The sequence below is a fragment of the Photobacterium ganghwense genome (assembly GCF_017329545.1).
GTDB classification, from domain to species: Bacteria; Pseudomonadota; Gammaproteobacteria; order Enterobacterales; family Vibrionaceae; genus Photobacterium; species Photobacterium ganghwense.
Genome location: NZ_CP071326.1, coordinates 1,528,609 through 1,545,416 on the forward strand (window position 1 = coordinate 1,528,609; position 16,808 = coordinate 1,545,416).

The 16,808-nt window shown below is 50.6% G+C and carries 10 protein-coding genes; 6 read left to right on the plus strand and 4 right to left on the minus strand.

What is annotated here, in order from left to right; translation table 11 throughout:
• Positions 1-1,044 (plus strand): hypothetical protein, encoded by a 1,044-nt coding sequence (locus FH974_RS23090; RefSeq protein ID WP_047886142.1) that lies wholly within the window; start codon positions 1-3, stop codon positions 1,042-1,044.
• Positions 1,045-1,130: 86 nt separating this feature from the next.
• Here FH974_RS23090 and FH974_RS23095 read toward each other — a convergent pair whose 3' ends face one another.
• The 3 genes from FH974_RS23095 to FH974_RS23105 form a co-directional block, all read right to left on the minus strand.
• Positions 1,131-3,728: a family 20 glycosylhydrolase gene (locus FH974_RS23095; protein ID WP_207103795.1), complete on the minus strand. Its 2,598-nt coding sequence runs from the start codon at positions 3,726-3,728 to the stop codon at positions 1,131-1,133.
• Positions 3,729-4,019: 291 nt separating this feature from the next.
• Positions 4,020-5,327 carry an MFS transporter gene (locus FH974_RS23100; protein ID WP_047886144.1) on the minus strand — a complete coding sequence of 436 codons (1,308 nt, stop codon included), beginning with the start codon at positions 5,325-5,327 and terminating at the stop codon, positions 4,020-4,022.
• On the minus strand, positions 5,320-6,897 hold the full coding sequence (locus FH974_RS23105; RefSeq protein WP_207103796.1) for an ABC-F family ATP-binding cassette domain-containing protein: 1,578 nt from the start codon (positions 6,895-6,897) through the stop codon (positions 5,320-5,322). Before FH974_RS23105 ends, FH974_RS23100 begins: the two co-directional genes overlap by 8 nt.
• A gap of 625 nt (positions 6,898-7,522) precedes the next feature.
• On the opposite strand from FH974_RS23105, the gene FH974_RS23110 reads away from it, so the two are divergent.
• The 3 genes from FH974_RS23110 to FH974_RS23120 all read left to right on the plus strand — a co-directional run bounded on the left by FH974_RS23110 (position 7,523) and on the right by FH974_RS23120 (position 11,295).
• Positions 7,523-8,458, plus strand: a complete 936-nt coding sequence (locus FH974_RS23110) for a LysR family transcriptional regulator (RefSeq protein ID WP_207103797.1) — start codon at positions 7,523-7,525, stop codon at positions 8,456-8,458.
• Between the two features lie 220 nt (positions 8,459-8,678).
• Positions 8,679-9,788 (plus strand): NAD/NADP-dependent octopine/nopaline dehydrogenase family protein, encoded by a 1,110-nt coding sequence (locus tag FH974_RS23115; RefSeq protein WP_207103798.1) that lies wholly within the window; start codon positions 8,679-8,681, stop codon positions 9,786-9,788.
• 100 nt (positions 9,789-9,888) lie between these two features.
• A complete protein-coding gene (locus tag FH974_RS23120) occupies positions 9,889-11,295 on the plus strand; it encodes a YfcC family protein (protein WP_207103799.1) in 1,407 nt (468 codons plus the stop codon).
• A 288-nt stretch (positions 11,296-11,583) separates the two neighbouring features.
• Here the strand turns inward: FH974_RS23120 and FH974_RS23125 are convergent, their stop codons facing one another.
• Complete coding sequence (locus FH974_RS23125; RefSeq protein ID WP_207103800.1) at positions 11,584-13,953, minus strand: FdhF/YdeP family oxidoreductase; 2,370 nt, start codon at positions 13,951-13,953, stop codon at positions 11,584-11,586.
• Between the two features lie 895 nt (positions 13,954-14,848).
• Here FH974_RS23125 and FH974_RS23130 point away from each other — a divergent pair.
• Together FH974_RS23130 and FH974_RS23135 are read left to right on the plus strand one after the other, a co-directional pair.
• On the plus strand, positions 14,849-15,748 hold the full coding sequence (locus FH974_RS23130) for a bestrophin family protein (protein WP_047886150.1): 900 nt from the start codon (positions 14,849-14,851) through the stop codon (positions 15,746-15,748).
• A 155-nt stretch (positions 15,749-15,903) separates the two neighbouring features.
• Positions 15,904-16,800 carry a LysR family transcriptional regulator gene (locus FH974_RS23135; RefSeq protein WP_047886151.1) on the plus strand — a complete coding sequence of 299 codons (897 nt, stop codon included), beginning with the start codon at positions 15,904-15,906 and terminating at the stop codon, positions 16,798-16,800.
• The last annotated feature ends 8 nt before the right edge of the window (positions 16,801-16,808 follow it).

Below are 16,808 nucleotides of genomic sequence, written 5' to 3' on the forward strand. Positions count from 1 at the left end.
ATGCGGTTTGCTATTTTCATTTTGCTTCTAGTATCGAGGGGTGCCTACCCCTCTATACTTGATTTACCTATTGATGCATCAAAAATCAATGAGTTTTGGGTAAACACTTCATATTCAACTGAGAAATTTGATGCTTTTAATTATTCAGAAAAAGTATCAAGCACAACTAAATTTGATAATGAGCTTTCTGTGAATTTAGGTTTTAATTATAATACTAATTATAAATTAAGTGATTATACAATAATTTCTCGGGGTAGCATATTCTACCGAACGTTATCAGTTGATAGAACGGTTGAGCCTAAAAGCTTAGAAGTTGATCAATATGGACTTGCCATAAAACTACAACTTATGGATGAAGATAACTCTAACGGCTTTGAATTTGGATTTTATCACAGTAAGTTCCCAAATAAAAAATTTCATAAGTACCAAATTGGAAATGTAATTTTTGGTGAGGATATTGTGTTATACGATCCGACAACTCTGAAACCATTGCCTTTACTCGAAATAGAAAACAAAGAGATAGGCACTTCATTTCACTATTTAACAAAGCTTACACCACACAAGCCATTACATTTTTCTATTGGATACCGATTGTCTGAAATTACACCAGAGGTTGACTCTCGACTGTTCCATATCAAAGATGAAAATTTTCTTGATATGGAAGTAAATGGATCTGCTATTCGAGATCATATAAGTACTTTGAAAAGAAAGTCCCCGCAAAATGATAAGTGGTATGAGCATATTTTTGATGTAAAGCTTATCTATCTTTTGTCATTTAATGAAAAATTGAAAGGGATTACTGCCTTAAGCGGATATTACGTAACTGAATCAAATTATGAGCAAGGCTACAAGGAGAAATTTAACGCCACCGTTGATGCAAGACTGATGTATAGTTTAACAAACAACACATCAATCTTTGCTAGTTGGCACGCGGCCTCTAATTATACTCTCGGTATTTATCCTGGAACTTATAACCAACAAACGGCCTCATTCTTTGGACATCCATATTCTTATTTATCTGCAGGAGTATCTGTTGATTTTTAACTATGAGTGATAAGCAGTCAGTATTTCCATAGTAAAAAGCCCGAACATATGTCCGGGCTATTTCGTTTCAACTAATCAAACGAACCTCAGTGCAGTTTCGCAATGCGGCTGCTGCGTTCACCAGATACAGTGCGAAGCCATACACGGCCAGTGACTGACGGTGGATTCTGGCTGCTGTAGGCTTGCCAGCTTGCTCCCTGATCCGTGGAGTACTGGATCGCCAGCCCTGGGAATGGGGAGTTGGCCAATAGCACGCCCTGCTCTAACTTCGCTCCCGGCACCGGCAGGTTAAAAGCAATACCGTCTTGCTCAAGCATCGGGAACAGACGTTGGCCCAGCAGGTTCGCAAAGCGGTTATAGTCCTGGTCACGATAAGTTACATCTGCCGCCTTGCCTGCACGATCATCCGCTTCCCAACCGGCTTCGTGCCAGGCACGCTCGGCCATCGCAATTAGGCGCGGGAAGACCATACCTTCATACTGAGATTCTGTGCGCACGGTTTCAGCCCACAGTGAGCTTTGGATTCCTACGACATTTTCCGGATGAACCAGCTTTTTCGCATCATCCGAGGCCGATGCCAGCACTTCTGCTTTACTGATCGCGACACCAGCGCGGGTGAAATCAGCATTGCCATACACGTCATCAGGCATATAACCGAATGTCTTACGAGTGTCGATAAAACGTGGTGCCCAGTAATAACCACGTTCCGCCGGATCCGGCTCATATGGATGGTCAAAGTACAGGTGAGTGGCGTGGTTGAGTATTACGTTAAAGCCGTTATTCGCCAGCTTGTAAGCGCGATCGGCCACACCCCATTCCCAGATATTCTGCCAGGCATTTCCGGTCACTTCCGCATTTACCATCGCGCTGCGTGGATACACTTCGCCATGCATCAGGCCATCTTCCCACCCACCTAAGTTGAGGCCGTATCCGGCGGTAATCGCAGAGATACGCTCAACAAAATACTGGCTTAACTGATCAGCGTTGGTGATTCCTTTGTCATTGCTGGCAAAGAAATCTGCACAGGCCGGGGAATTTTTCCATGCTCCGGCAATCTCATCGCCACCAAAATGGAACGTTTTTAACGGCTGGATACCGTCATGCAACGCAACCAGTTCTTTAACGACCACATCGGCAAAGTTAAAGCTGGATTCCAGACACACGTTGATGGCGTTATCGGTGAACATCTGAACAGACAAATACTGCGTGGTATCCTGCGGATCACTCAGCAGGAACTCAGCCGCTTCAGCGTGTTTATTTTCTGCCATCAGGCGATGATAACGAGCTTCCATCGCTTTGATTGCGGCGTGGGCGTGGCCCGGCATATCAATTTCCGGAATCACGGTAATATTGCGCGCTTTGGCGTAGGCGAGAATCTCACGATAGTCCGCTGCGGTGTAGAAACCGTCTGATTCTGGGGTGCCTTCCGGCCCTGCGCCAAGGAATGGCATCAGGCAGGTACGCTCATCCGGGTCGTGACAGCGTTTTGCGCCAATGTCCGTTAACTCCGGCAGTGCCGCAATCTCAATTCGCCAGCCTTCGTCATCGGCCAATCGTAAATGAAGCGTGTTCAGCTTAAACCGAGCCATTTGATCCAGCAGGCTCAGGATATTGTCTTTACTGCGGAAGTTACGCGAGGTATCAATCGAGAAGCCTCGGTAATCAAAACGCGGGGCATCGCTGATTTTCACGGCCGGAACGATCCGGTTATCAACCAACTGCAACAGTGATTGAGCGGCATAAAAGGCACCGGCGGCATCGACAGCATGGATCTGAATGTGATTTTGTGCCGCATTGACATTCAACTGATATGCTTCACGCCAGCGAAGTTTATGGTCTTGCAACACCTGCCCCCAGCCGACTTTAATGGTCTTGGCTGTTTGTGGTGACCAGGGCACTGCGTTGAGACCCAATTGTTTGGCAAGGTATTCCGCTTCCACTTCATAACCCGCGTCATAAACAACGCTCCAGCTGTCATCCAGGCTGACCTGTCCTTCTCCCAACACCAGCTCGTTCGGTGCGGGCACAATGCCTACCGGGTTAACCAGCGCCGTGAGTTCTGCGTTGCGTTCGAAACGTTGTGCTGGGGTAAAAGGATCATAGTGGTCAGTCAGACTCGCGGAGTCGTAACGTTTCCATTGCTTGGCACTGGTAAAATCCGCCACAAACGGTAATTCTTCATCCGGTTTCACCGGTACCGAACCGGCTACCGAGTTACTGGTGCTTTTAATCAGTGCCGTCACCTGTCCCCCCTGATGCTCAGAGGCAAAATACCAGTTTGGCATGACATCCGTTTTTGCTACTGCCCAGTCTGAGCCATCAAAAACGATATCCAGTGATTGTCCGACTGCCAATCCTTTAAATGCTGATGTAGGCGACAGTTTGAAGATATCGCCGTTAATATGACTGATAGTGAACTGGTCACTGTACACAGTCGGGATTTGGCGGATATGACTAAACCAGATAGACCAGCCAGAGGCCGGCAGTTCGGTTTGTCCGGTATTATTCAGCGTGATTTTACCGCGGAATGTACGCCATTCATCTTGCGTGTTATCCAGAACGTGATACGAAAGATCAACGGTGTCACCTAACTGATTGATTTGCTGTTGAGTCAAAGCAAAAGCATGGGAAGAGCACAACGCAGCCCCAACGGTGAGCGCGATAGCAGAAGCAGTCCAGTTCATCTTTTTTCCTTATTTATTTCACACAGTGAAATAAGAATATGACTCCATAGACATACATCAACTTCGACAAGCATACGCAATTTGTTTTTTATACAGCCTTCGAGTCGCTACAAGAAATGGCCTGCCATTTCTTGTGATGGTTACAATTCAGAGGACAAAAGATCACACTCTTCAGCTAAGCGAAGAATCCGATTCAGCACATATGGCAAACCTGCACCTAATAAAAAGGCGGCTGTCTTTGCAGAAAGCCGCCTTGGACGTTATCGGGTTATGGGTTCGCTCTGCTGTCGTTTATTCGGTGGCCGAGGTCTCCATTGGCCGCTCTGCCGGTTTCAATACAATAATGGCGACAGAAAACAGCACCGCAGACAAAGCGGCGACCCATCCGGCCCCTTGCGTGTAAGCAAAACCGGCAGTGCCCGACCACACGGCAACGCCAAGGTGCATCATACTCATGCCCAATGCCATCAGTGCACCTCGGTGGCATTCTGAAAGCTGCGAAATATGATTTTGCAGGGCCGGAGAGCCAACGCCTCCAGCCAGTGACCACGCCACCAGCAACAAGGTAATAGCCCACCAACTCGTCTGTTGCTCACTACTGAGTTCCCCGAGCGGACTAAACAGGCAAACACTGCTGAACATGCACACCATCAGCGCACTCCGCATCACAGCACGACCGCTCCCTAACCGCTTCATCGCATGAGATGTGCCCATGTTCCCCAGCACACTGACGACCCCAAGTCCCGCGTACATCATGCCTGTCCATCCGACAGTCAGCCCTTCTGTATCCCGCAAGTGTTGCCCTGCCAGATTAAAGATCCCGATGCCGCCGCCAAGGCCAAACCCCATGGCCAGCAATGCACCCAGTGCTCCTGGAATCAACAGAGGGCGGAAGCTGGCTTGCCTAGGCACTAACAGATCGGGTACTAACAGATCGTGTATTAACGGCTCGGGTATTAACGGATCAGATACTGGCGAATCCGGCACTAACAAATCAGGCTCAGAAGCCGTTGCAGATAACGCCGATGCGGGCGGTGTTGCTTTCCGACTGACCAACAACAGTAACAGCGTGACCAACCACGCCGCACAGCCCAGCGCAATGAACGCAAATCGCCAGGAATGAAACGCTGTCAGCAATGCGCCGATCCCCGGACTAGTGATCATTCCCAGCGTCAGCCCCGCCTGTACCAGCACGATCTGTTTCATTGATTTTGATCCCGGCTGATCCCCGGCCAATGCGAACGCAATCGGCAGCATGCCTGCACTGGCTAATCCGGTCATCACCCGTGTCGCCAGCGCCAGACCAAAGTGATCCGTCAATCCGGTCGCCACCGACGACAGGCCAAACAAAGCACAAGCCGGCAGGATTACCTGTATGCGGCCAATCTTGTCTGACAATCGACCAAAGAACGGTGCCGCAAAAACAATGGCCAGGCTGTAAGCCGTAATGAACAAGGTGATCCGCTCCGGTGCCACGCCGAGGTCGTCCCCGACAGGTGCCAGAATCGGCCCCAGCAGCAACTCGTCGGCCCCCACCAGAAACGCCACCATAAACAATACAAAAGGCATTATTTTTGGGTTGTGGTGACGATTAACCATGAGTGGTCTCCTGATGCTCACTGATCTGGTGCTTATGCCCCAGCCGCGAAATATCCAGCACCCTGTCCGGCCAGCCGCTGACAAACTCAGACTCGTGGGAGACAATAACCACAGTGCCTTGATAACGGATCAGTGCCTCTTTCAGCGCCGATTTCACATCCACATCCAAATGTGTGGTCGGCTCATCAAGAATCAGCACATTGGTGTTGGTCACGGCCAGGCAACACAGTTTGACTTTGGTCTGCTCCCCGCCGCTCAGCGTTGCCAGCGCTTGCTGTGCTTTGCGGCCAGAAATCCCGAACTGCGCCAGTTTCTGACGCGCCGTTTTATCATTCAGTGCCGAACATGCCGCCCGTACAACCTGCAGCGGTGTGCTCTCGGGATAACGCCAGTGCAAATCCTGGGCAAAATAGCCCCACTGGATCCCTTTGGCGGTTTCTACCTGTCCCGCCAGCGGTGTCACTTCCCCAATCAGGGTTTTCAATAATGTCGATTTTCCCAGGCCATTGAAGCCGGTGATCGCAATCTTCTCACCACGCTGAACATGCAGATTAATAGCGGGTAACAACGGATGCTGATATCCAATGTGCAGGTTGCGAGCCACAATAGCTTGCTGGGCATTGAGCGGCGCAGAGGCAAAGTTCAGCACCGGCGTCAGTTTGTGCTCCGGCCTGTCCAGACGCTCAATTTTCGCCAGTTGCTTCTTACGTCCGTTAGCCATTTTGGCATTCACCCCGGCACCATTTTTGGCAATATACTGCTCCAGTTTTTGGATCTCTCGTTGCTGCGCATCAAACTGTTTGGCCTGATTGCTCAGCTCATGTGCTTTCTGCGCCATCGCCTTGGCATAATGCCCCTTGTATTTGCGGATTTGCCTGAAGTCGATGTCGCAGATGCCATTTGCAATCTTGTCGAGAAACGCCGTATCGTGCGACACCACCATGAAAGCTCCCCGATACTGACTCAGAAACTCACCCAGCCAGGTGACGTGATCGGTATCGAGGTAATTGGTTGGTTCATCCAGCAGCAACACATCCGGTTGTTGCAGCAAGAGTTTCGCCAGCATCACCTTATGGCGCTGGCCACCGCTCAAATTTCCCATAAGTGTACTCAGACCGAAGCAGTCGATCCCGAGCCCATTTGCCACTTGTTCAATGCGGTGATCCAGACTGTAGAAATGCTCTTTCTCCAGCAAAGACTGCAACTGCGCCGCGCGGTTCAGCAAAGATGCCGAAGCATCCGTCGCCATATCGGCATATAAGGCCATCAGCGCCTTTTCAGCCTCAAATAACGTTACAAATGCCGAAGCCAGATAAGCGTGAATCGACAGGGTCAGATCAACCTGCGCATGCTGATCGAGATACCCGACGATCACGCCGGGTTGCCAGCTAATGTCGCCCTGATCCGGCAAATACTCCGCCTGCAGCAATTTCAGCAAGGTACTTTTTCCTACCCCATTGTTTCCGGTTACACCAAGGTGCTCACCAGGATGAAGCGAGAAATTTGCCTGCTGATACAACAGTTTGTCTGCCACCTGATAAGTCAGATATTTAATAGTTAATAAGCTCATGTTTTTAAACCATAAAAAAGGGGCCGGATGCATGGAATGCACCGGCCCCGAGGTTACTCTTTCGATTAAACCTTGTACCTGAATCGCTCACTGACGAATTTCAGATACAAAAAAGCCGGTGATGAAGCATCACCGGCCGACTCTCTCTACCTGTTTCTCTTACTGAAATCAGATGTTGTCCTACAGGTAACCGACAGGTGCTATAACACCTGCGCCCAATACGCACATGACATCTGATGAAGATTCAGGTTTATCAAGCTCCGAGCAACACTTCATCGTGTATCTGCGCGGAGCGACGTCTTCTAAGGAAGTTCTTAAAAAGAATGTACAACATGGTAGAGAGCTGTTTAAAAACAATTGGCGGCAAATTAGCCTAATGACGATAGTGATGTCAATACTTAAGGCGGTAATGATCAGTGGGTACAGAGGATTCACTGAAGATCATGAGTACATCACAAATCAAGCGTATACGTGCGGGTCAGCCCAGTTTGTCCGATTCAGAGGTTGATGACACAGGCAAATTGGGGAGGCAATCACTCAAAACCATTGCCCCTTACGGTGTTACTGCTTATAACTGACCCTTTATTGTGTTGCGGCCAAAGCTCGGCCGCTTTTGTGGCAAAGTATGAAGTTAGCTCAGCTCAATGCGTTTAAAGCCGTCGTGGAATGCCAGACCGTAACCGCCGCCGCAACGCGTCTTAATCTTAGTCAGCCCGCCGTCAGCAGATTGTTAGCCGCCCTGGAAGAAAGGCTGGGGTTCAAGCTGTTTATCCGCAAAGGTAACCGGCTTGAACTCAGTGATGAAGGGGAAGCGTTTTACCTGGAAGTTGCCAAAGTTTTCGACGCCGTATCCGGGCTGGACCATGCCGCAAATTCCATCCGCTCCCACCATTTCGGCAGCCTGAATATTGCAGCCATGCCGCTGCTGTCAAACGCGTTTCTGCCCCGTATTCTGGCGAAACTCCTGACCAATGCACCGCAATTAAAAGTTGGCTTTAAAACTTACCGCTCAGAGGAAGTCATTCGCCGGATACAAAGCCAGACGACCGATATCGGCTTTGCATTTGTGGATGAATCTCTTGCCGGTGTGAAAGCGCAGAGAGTGGAAAGTGAATGTGTTTGCCTGCTACCTGCCGATTCACCGCTGGCCTTGCTTCCGGTGGTCGACATTACCGACCTGGCCGGGCACATTCTTATCCGCCATGAAAAAGATGTTACCCAGCGTCGGATCGACGCCCTGCTCCGCCGGTACGATTTGACGACCAGAGAACAAATCGAAGTCTCGCTGGCCAGCACGGCGGCGGCACTGGTTCGTGAAGGCGTAGGAATTGCCATCACTGACCCCTTTACGGCCTACATGGAAGATGAGCATCCGCAAGTTGTGATGCGGCCGCTGGCTTTCAGCCTGCCGTTTGAGTTCGATATTCTTTACCCGGCGCTCAAGCCTATCCATCGCCATGCGGAGCAGTTTGTTGAGCAGTTCATGCTGCAGGCTGATCAAATGGACATTCGCCTGAAAATTGGTCCAATGCGTGATCTGAATGAATACCACCCCGGCTAGGTCTTAAACAGACCTTGGCCGCTTCACTTCACACTAACACGCCTGTTGGTGATAGCGGCCTAACTCAAAGCAATTACCAACAAATCAAACAGTTAATAACATATCACACACAGAGTATTACTTTTTTGCATAGTGGTCGCCACCTTGCTCATTGGCGGCTGAATACGGTTCTTCCCTAGTCTGGAACACGGATAAACCAGATAACAAAAAGGATGAACCTATGAACCCTCGTGTCTCCGTCATCGGCTCAGGTAATGCCGGTCTGACTGCGGCGTATCACTTCTCTCTGCAGGGTGCGAATGTGTGCCTGTATGGTGCGCCGGGCTTTGATCAGCCGCTACGGGACATCGAACAGCGGGGCGGCATCCGTGCGCTGTCCCGCTACAACGATGTGCCCCTGACCTATGCTGGCTTTCAGCCGATCCACACCATCAGCCGCGATCTGGCCGAAACTATCGCCTTCAGCGATTTGCTGATTTTACCCGTCCCTTCCTTTGCCCAGGAGCCCCTGTTCACTGAGATGCTGCCACACCTCAGGGATGGCCAGATTATCATGCTGATGCCGGGCAACTATGGCTCACTGGTCCTGAACCGCATTAAGCAGGAGCAAGGCTACGGCAGCCTCAACATCACGTTTGTCGATGCCATTTCAATTCCGTGGGCAACCCGAATTGTCGGCCCTGCTGACATCGCGATTCTCGGAATGAAAGAATTTCTGCCTGTGGCGGCTTTTCCTGCCACACAAACCGAAGCGGCGATAACCAAGCTGCAACCTGTTATGCCTCTGCCTTTGAAACCCTTGGGGAACGTGATAGAAGCCGGGTTAGAAAACATTAACTTTGGCGGCCACCCCCTGTTGACCACCCTCAACATGGGATTGCTGGAGAACTTTGACGGCCAGTTCAATTACTATAAGGACTGCTGCTCCGTCTCGACGGCAAAAGCGGCGGTAGTGATGGAAGCTGAACGGCAGGCCGTGGGCAAAGCACTTGGCCTGACGTTGCAACCGGAACTGGATGCCATGAACGCCCTGTACAACATGGCGTGTGAAAGTGTGTACGAAGTGAACCGCACGTCAGAGACCCACGGTAAACTCAACAGCGCGCCGAATTCCGCTAGCAACCGCTATATCACGGAAGATGCGGCTTATTTGCTGGTGCCGTGTTATGAGCTGGGACAGTTGGTAGGGATCGATACCCCCATGGTGACCTCATGCCTGCACATCGACAACGCCTATAACGAAACCAACTATTTCGAGACAGGCAGAACGCTGAAAAAAATGGGACTGGATAACCTGTCTGCACAGGAAATCATGGATTTCGTCGCGTAAACGCATCAACAACATGCGACGGATAAGATTGCACAACAAGAGGCGAACAACGCCCGCGTGATGGGGCTACGGCCCCATTGAAAGATAAGAGGACACCCTTATGACAAAACTCAAATTTCCCTCTGCCTACACCATTCTGATGATACTGACCGTCCTGATGGCGGTGCTGACCTGGGTCATTCCGGCCGGACAGTATCAGATGGAGAAAAACGAAACGCTCGGGCGCATGGTGCCGCAGGTTGGTACGTACCAGATCGTCGATGCGAATCCGCAAGGCATGGTCGAAGTACTGATGGCTCCGATTCAGGGTTTCTATGACCCGAGCAGCTATGCGGCACGGGCCGTCGACGTCGCCCTGTTTGTGCTGGTGATCGGCGGCTTTCTAGCGGTGGTTACCAAAACTGGCGCCATTGATGCCGGTATCTCAGGCACCATGAAACGACTGGCCGGGCGGGAAAAATGGATGATTCCGATTCTGATGGGGCTGTTTGCGCTCGGCGGCACCGTATATGGCATGGCAGAAGAAACCATTCCTTTTTATGCCCTTCTGATCCCGGTCATGATTGCAGCCGGGTACGACAGTATTGTCGGGGTCGCAATCATCATGGTGGGGGCCGGTATCGGCTGCCTGGGCTCAACAATCAACCCATTTGCGACGGTGATCGCTTCTAATGCCGCTGAAATCAATTTTATGGATGGCTTTGCCCTGCGTGCGCTTATCCTCGTGCTTGGCTGGCTGGTCTGTGTGATTTATGTCATGCGCTATGCCGAAAAAGTCAAACAAGATCCTGCACAGTCTATTGTCGCCCACCAGCGCGAAGACAACCTCAGTTACTTCCTGCACAGTAAGCAGCAACAAACACCAGAGCTGACGACAACCCGCAAAGCGATTCTGGCAATTTTCGGCCTGACGTTCGCCGTCATGATGTGGGGTGTCTCAGTTGCCGGTTGGTGGATGGCCGAACTGTCGGCGCTGTTTATCGGCGCGAGTATCGTAGTCGGCTTTGTCGGCCGGATGTCGGAAGTAGAAATCACGGACAGTTTCGTCAACGGCGCAAGGGATCTGCTGGGTGTGGCATTGATCATCGCAATTGCCCGGGGGCTGGTGGTCGTCATGGATAACGGGAATATCACCCATACCATTTTGCACTATGCCGAAGGTCTGTTGGGCGGGCTGAATGATATTGCGTTCATCAATGCGATTTACTGGGTGGAAGCGGTGCTTTGTCTGGTGGTGCCATCATCCTCCGGCCTGGCGGTACTGTCGATGCCGGTACTGGCCCCACTGGCCGATTTTGTCGGGGTCGGGCGTGAACTGGTAGTAACGGCTTATCAGTCTGCTTCCGGATTACCGAATCTGGTGACACCAACCTCCGGCGTCGTGATGGGTGGCCTGGCAATCGGGCGGGTGGCTTACTCTTCCTGGCTACGCTTTATTGGCCCACTGATTGGTATGCTGACCGCTATGGTGATGGTATTGCTCAGTATTGGGGTTGTTATTAGTTAGTCGCGACGAATAAATCGATTGTGGTTAATCGCTAGTGGTTAATCGCTAGTGGTTAATCGCTTTTGAAAAATCACGCTCGGTTAAAGCTCTTGGTCCAACATGCGCAGTTAACAGCGCGCGGTAACCTCAGTCCGGACGGTTTGATTCCAAGCTAAAACGTAAACGTTAATAAACAAAAAGCCTCCGTTATCTGAGTCGATAACGGAGGCTTTATCACAAAGTGCTTTACCAGCGCATTTGTTACGCTAAAGCACGCTGTAAGCGAACCGGCTCCAGTAAGAAACGGGTTTACGCTGCTGTGCCGGGTTCTGCTTTTGTCGGGGTAGCCGTTTCAAAAGTAGCCGTGGTTAAGATGGTTTGGCTGGGTTTCGCTTTCTCAATCTTGATTGCGATAAACTTCGAAGTAGGTGTAAAGGTACGATCCCCGTAACTTTCCAGTGGTACCAGTGGATTCGTTTCCGGATAGTAGGCCGCCGCCTGCCCTGCCGGGATATCGTAAGCCACCAGCACAAAATCAGACACTCGACGCTCACGCCCGTCGTCCCACAGCGAAACCAAATCTACTTTTTCGCCCGGCTCAAAACCTAAGCGGCGAATATCCTCTTCATTGACAAACACCACCTCACGCAGACCAAACACGCCACGGTATCGGTCATCCAACCCGTACAGTGTGGTGTTGTACTGATCATGCGAACGCATGGTTTGCAAGATCAGATCCGGCTTGTCGCCTTTTTCCAGTACACCTTCGTTGACCAGCTGTGTTGGCAGTGCCGCTGCACTGAACTGCGCCTTACCGCTCGGCGTGTTCCAGATCCGGTTAGCCGCCGCGTTACCCAAGTGAAAACCGCCCGGATGCTTTAATTTTTCATTAAAGTTATCAAAACCGGGGATAGTCTCCGCGATCAAATCACGGATACGGCTGTAATCGGCAATGGCCCAATCCCAGTCAATCGGATGGTTACCCAACGTCGCCTTGGCGATACCGGCTAAAATTGCCGTTTCAGAACGCAGCATCGGCGAACGCGGTTTTAGCTGACCAAAAGAGATATGAACCATGCTGAAGGTATCTTCGACTGTTACGCCCTGCGGCCCTTCCGCCTGCATGTCGATTTCAGTCCGTCCCAGACAAGGTAAAATCAGCGCATCGCGCCCGGTCACCAGGTGAGAGCGGTTCAGCTTGGTTGCAATATGGACCGTCAGTTCACAGCTGCGCAGCGCACGGTGCGTTCTTGTCGTATCCGGCGTGGCCTGTGCAAAGTTTCCGCCCAGTCCGATAAAGACCTTGGATCGTTGCTCTTCCATAGCCTGAATCGCCTGAACCGAATTGTGGCCATGCTCACGTGGCACGCTGAATTTGAAACGTTTTTCCAACGCATCCAGCAACGCTTTTGGCGGATGCTCATTAATGCCCATGGTACGGTCACCCTGCACATTACTGTGGCCTCGAACCGGCGACAAACCCGCGCCCGGTTTACCGACGTTACCGCGCAGCAGTTGCAAATTCACCACTTCCTGAATAGTCGGTACAGAGTGACGGTGCTGAGTCAGTCCCATCGCCCAGCACATCACCACTTTGTCCGCCCGGCGGTACATCCGAGCCAGCACCTCAATCTCTTCGATCGTTAAGCCTGATTGCTCAACAATGTGGCCCCAACTGGTTGCATCCACAGCGTTCAGGTATGCATCCAGCCCTGTGGTGTGCTTGTTAATAAAGGCGTGATCAAAAACCGCAGGTTCCCCGTTTTCCCGCGCTTCCCGATCCCAGTTAAGCAGGAATTTCGCCATACCACGGAAAACAGCCATGTCGCCGCCAAGCGCCGGACGGAAATACGCCGTATTGGTTGGCTCTGAGCCATTGCGCAGCATTTCAATCGGATGTTGTGGGTGCTGGAATCGCTCCAGGCCACGCTCTTTCAGCGGGTTCAGACAGATCACCTGAGCACCGCGTTTTACCGCTTCACGCAGCGGATCCAGCATTCGCGGATGGTTAGTACCCGGGTTCTGACCAATCACGAAAATGGCATCGGCCTCTTCGAGGTCTTTAAACACCACCGTGCCTTTACCTACCCCAATAGTCTCCGACATGCCAAGGCCACTGGCTTCGTGGCACATATTTGAACAATCAGGGAAGTTATTGGTGCCGAACGCACGGACGAATAGCTGATAAATAAAGGCGGCTTCATTGCTGGCTCGACCCGATGTATAGAACTCGGCTTGATCCGGAGAGTCAAGATTATTCAAGTGCTGAGCGATCAGTGCATAAGCCTCTTCCCATGACGTTTCTACATAGCGATCAGTTTCTGCGTTGTAGCGCATTGGGTGAGTAAGCCGTCCTTGATATTCCAGCCAGTAGTCGGTCTGGTTGGCAAGCTCGGACACACTGTATTTCGCAAAAAAGTCCGGGTCCACCAGACGGCCGGTGGCCTCCCAGTTCACCGCCTTGGCACCGTTTTCACAGAAGTTAACCATGCCATTTTCAGGCGATTCACCCCAGGCACAGCCCGGACAATCAAACCCGCCATTCTGGTTCGTTTTTAACATGGTTCTGAGGTTACGGAATGCGTTCTCACTGCCCAGCCAGCTTTTCGTGACACTTTTCAGGGCTCCCCAGCCACCAGCCGGTGCGTTATAATCCCTGATATGTTCTTTTTGACTCATGAAGTTGCTCCTCAGTGGGGAAGAACAATGAACGAGACAGCAAGTATTCTGAACCTGGTACAGACACCGGGCGTTTGAATAAAAACGGGTTATCAGAAAACGGGTTTTTCTCAAACGAGCTGTGAATCGCTCATTGATAGTTCGGTACAAGCAATTGCGACAAAAATGCAGACATGCAATTACATTGATCTGCATCAAAGATTATTGAGTTTGTGAATAACCGTCCAATTGAAAACATTTACCCCATCATAGATATCATCTATCACGACGTTTTAGTCCCTTTAAAATCCATACCCACACCGATTAATAACCTTATTATTTTCAATCAGATATATAAGACAGCCCCTTGGGCGGGCTAACGACTTACTCCATCTTCGCTCCCGCTTTGAACAGGACTCAAAATAGCGTCAGGCGCGTTTCCCCTTTTCATCATCGATATCGCTTATCACTTATCTAAAATTATTGATGTCTTACTAGAACAAGCGACTGATGGCCGCGGAGAAATCCCGCAAAACAGCCTGCCAGACCTGTAAATCAACGGACTTAAACATCAATAGATGATATCTATCACACCATAAAAATAACTGATTTGACCGAGGGTATAGCCATCCCTATTCTTGATTTAGATCAAAAACACAACGAGTTTTTCACCGACTCTACAAACGACGTGTAAGAAAGTATTTCAGCGCGGTCAAGAAAACATCGACCAGCTGCAAAGCTGCAAAGCTGCAAAGCTGCAAAGCTGCAAAAAAGCATACTCGATAATCCTACTTGGTACTTTCTTTCTCTGTGCACAGTGATAAACAGAATTTATCCAGAACACTTTTTATTTAGACACGACCTAAAAGAATAAATAACTGCCTGAAGCAAGAGTACAGCCGAGAACGAAACAGATATGATTGTTCATTCCAAACCCAACTTATTCAATATCCTGTTCTCTCTGAAAGGCTCGATTGCGAAACGTATTGCCCTGCGCAGTTTTATGGTAACGGTATTAGCCGCATTGATTGTGCTGGTTGAAGGCTTGCTACCGGCATTTTTTACCCATGTGAACGCAACACCGTTCACCTTATTGGGTATCTCACTCTCTATTTTTATGAGTTTTCGCAACAATGCCTGCTACGGGCGCTGGTGGGAAGGACGTCAGGCGTGGGGTCATGTGATCACCGAAGTTCGCTCCTTTTCGCGGGCCAGCGCCGTGATTCCAGACAAGGCATTACGTGAAACATTACTCAAAGAGCTGTGCGGTTACACCCATGCACTCAGCGCCAAGCTTCGCGGTGATGATGAATTTGAAGCAGCACGAAACTGGCTGTCGCAACCCCGGCAACGATACGGCCACAACCTGTGTGACGGCATTTTACGGGTGATCAGCGAGCGCTGTTCAAAACTGGCCACGGATCAGATTATCAGTGACTGGCGCTATGTCACGCTTGAAGAGCGACTGCAGAAGTTATCGGAAGCCCAGGCAAGCTGTGAGCGAATAAAAACAACCCCGTTGCCGTTTCCGTATACGCTGTTGTTTCATCGCACCAACTATATCTTTTGTATCTTGCTGCCGTTTGCCATGGCAGAGCCACTTGGCTGGATAGCCCCGATTTTTACCACCATCGTCAGCTATACCTTTTTTGGTCTGGACGCTATCGGGGATGAGCTTGAAGATCCGTTCGGCCGTGAAGAAAACGATCTGCCGCTGGATGCCATGGTGCGCACGATAGAACGCGATATTCTTGATGCCCTGGGTGCCACAGAGCTGCCACCTTCGCTTCAACCGGTGGACTATGTACTCAGCTGAACCTGAACCTGAACCTGAACACAGGTGTCATATGTACATGTACAGAAATAATAAAACGAATAAAGATCCGAAGTGATTTAAGTCAGCTCTCACAAGATTGAAGAAATAAAGCGCCTGAGCCTAAGCACAACAAGACGCTGAAAATAGGAAGTTTCATGGATATTAAACAGCTTAAGTATCTCATCGCGCTCGATAAGACCCGACACTTCGGGCAAGCCGCCGCATTGTGCCATATTACGCAGCCGACCCTGTCGATGCGCATCAGAAATCTGGAAGATGAGCTCAACCTGGTTCTGGTCGAACGCGGTCAGCGTTTTGAAGGTTTTACCGAGGCCGGTGAAAGAATCCTGGCCTGGGCTCGTACCGTACTGACAGCACATGACGGCCTTCAGGCAGAAGCGGCTAACTGCCGCGGTCAGTTGGTCGGTAGCCTTCGCCTGGGTATGGTTCCGCTGGCAAGCCAGAATCCGATGCAACTCCTGAAACCGCTGTCCCAACGCTATCCCGAGTTGCGTTTTCAACTGTTATCGATGACTTCAGAACAAGTGATAGATGGACTGAATCGCAACCAGCTGGACTTAGGGCTTTGCTATCTGGATCAGGTCGATACCACGCACTTTGACGTCATCAAACTCTCAGCCACCAGCATGGGGTTGCTGCATGACGTCCGACATTTTGCGTTTCCTGAGTCCGAGCTCACCTGGGACGGTCTTGACCAAATCCCTCTCGGCTTGCTGACCAAAGGGATGCATTACCGCCATTCCATTGATATCCGGTTCAGCAGTAAAGGGCTAACCCCCAATATCGTTGTCGAGGGTGATTCTACATTCCAGCTTATTCAAGCCGTTAGCGCGGGTATGTGCTGCGCCATTATGCCGCTGAACAGCGGGCTGGAGGATCTGAATGATTACCTGCGAATCGTGCCCATTGACGGTGCCATTGTGCAATCGCCCATCGGCTTGCTGATGCGGCGTTCTGAGCCTCGCTCAGCGTTGGCCGAAAAATGCTTTGCAGAAGCACAGGCCATTTTTGCCGCTGACAGCACGCTGTAACACTCAGG

Bases quoted from the DNA above. Each gene is read 5' to 3' on its own strand.
- FH974_RS23090 (WP_047886142.1), top strand. From the start codon at position 1: ATGCGGTTTGCTATTTTCATTTTGCTTCTAGTATCGAGGGGTGCCTAC.
- FH974_RS23095 (WP_207103795.1), bottom strand. From the start codon at position 3,728: ATGAACTGGACTGCTTCTGCTATCGCGCTCACCGTTGGGGCTGCGTTG.
- FH974_RS23100 (WP_047886144.1), bottom strand. From the start codon at position 5,327: ATGGTTAATCGTCACCACAACCCAAAAATAATGCCTTTTGTATTGTTT.
- FH974_RS23105 (WP_207103796.1), bottom strand. From the start codon at position 6,897: ATGAGCTTATTAACTATTAAATATCTGACTTATCAGGTGGCAGACAAA.
- FH974_RS23110 (WP_207103797.1), top strand. From the start codon at position 7,523: ATGAAGTTAGCTCAGCTCAATGCGTTTAAAGCCGTCGTGGAATGCCAG.
- FH974_RS23115 (WP_207103798.1), top strand. From the start codon at position 8,679: ATGAACCCTCGTGTCTCCGTCATCGGCTCAGGTAATGCCGGTCTGACT.
- FH974_RS23120 (WP_207103799.1), top strand. From the start codon at position 9,889: ATGACAAAACTCAAATTTCCCTCTGCCTACACCATTCTGATGATACTG.
- FH974_RS23125 (WP_207103800.1), bottom strand. From the start codon at position 13,953: ATGAGTCAAAAAGAACATATCAGGGATTATAACGCACCGGCTGGTGGC.
- FH974_RS23130 (WP_047886150.1), top strand. From the start codon at position 14,849: ATGATTGTTCATTCCAAACCCAACTTATTCAATATCCTGTTCTCTCTG.
- FH974_RS23135 (WP_047886151.1), top strand. From the start codon at position 15,904: ATGGATATTAAACAGCTTAAGTATCTCATCGCGCTCGATAAGACCCGA.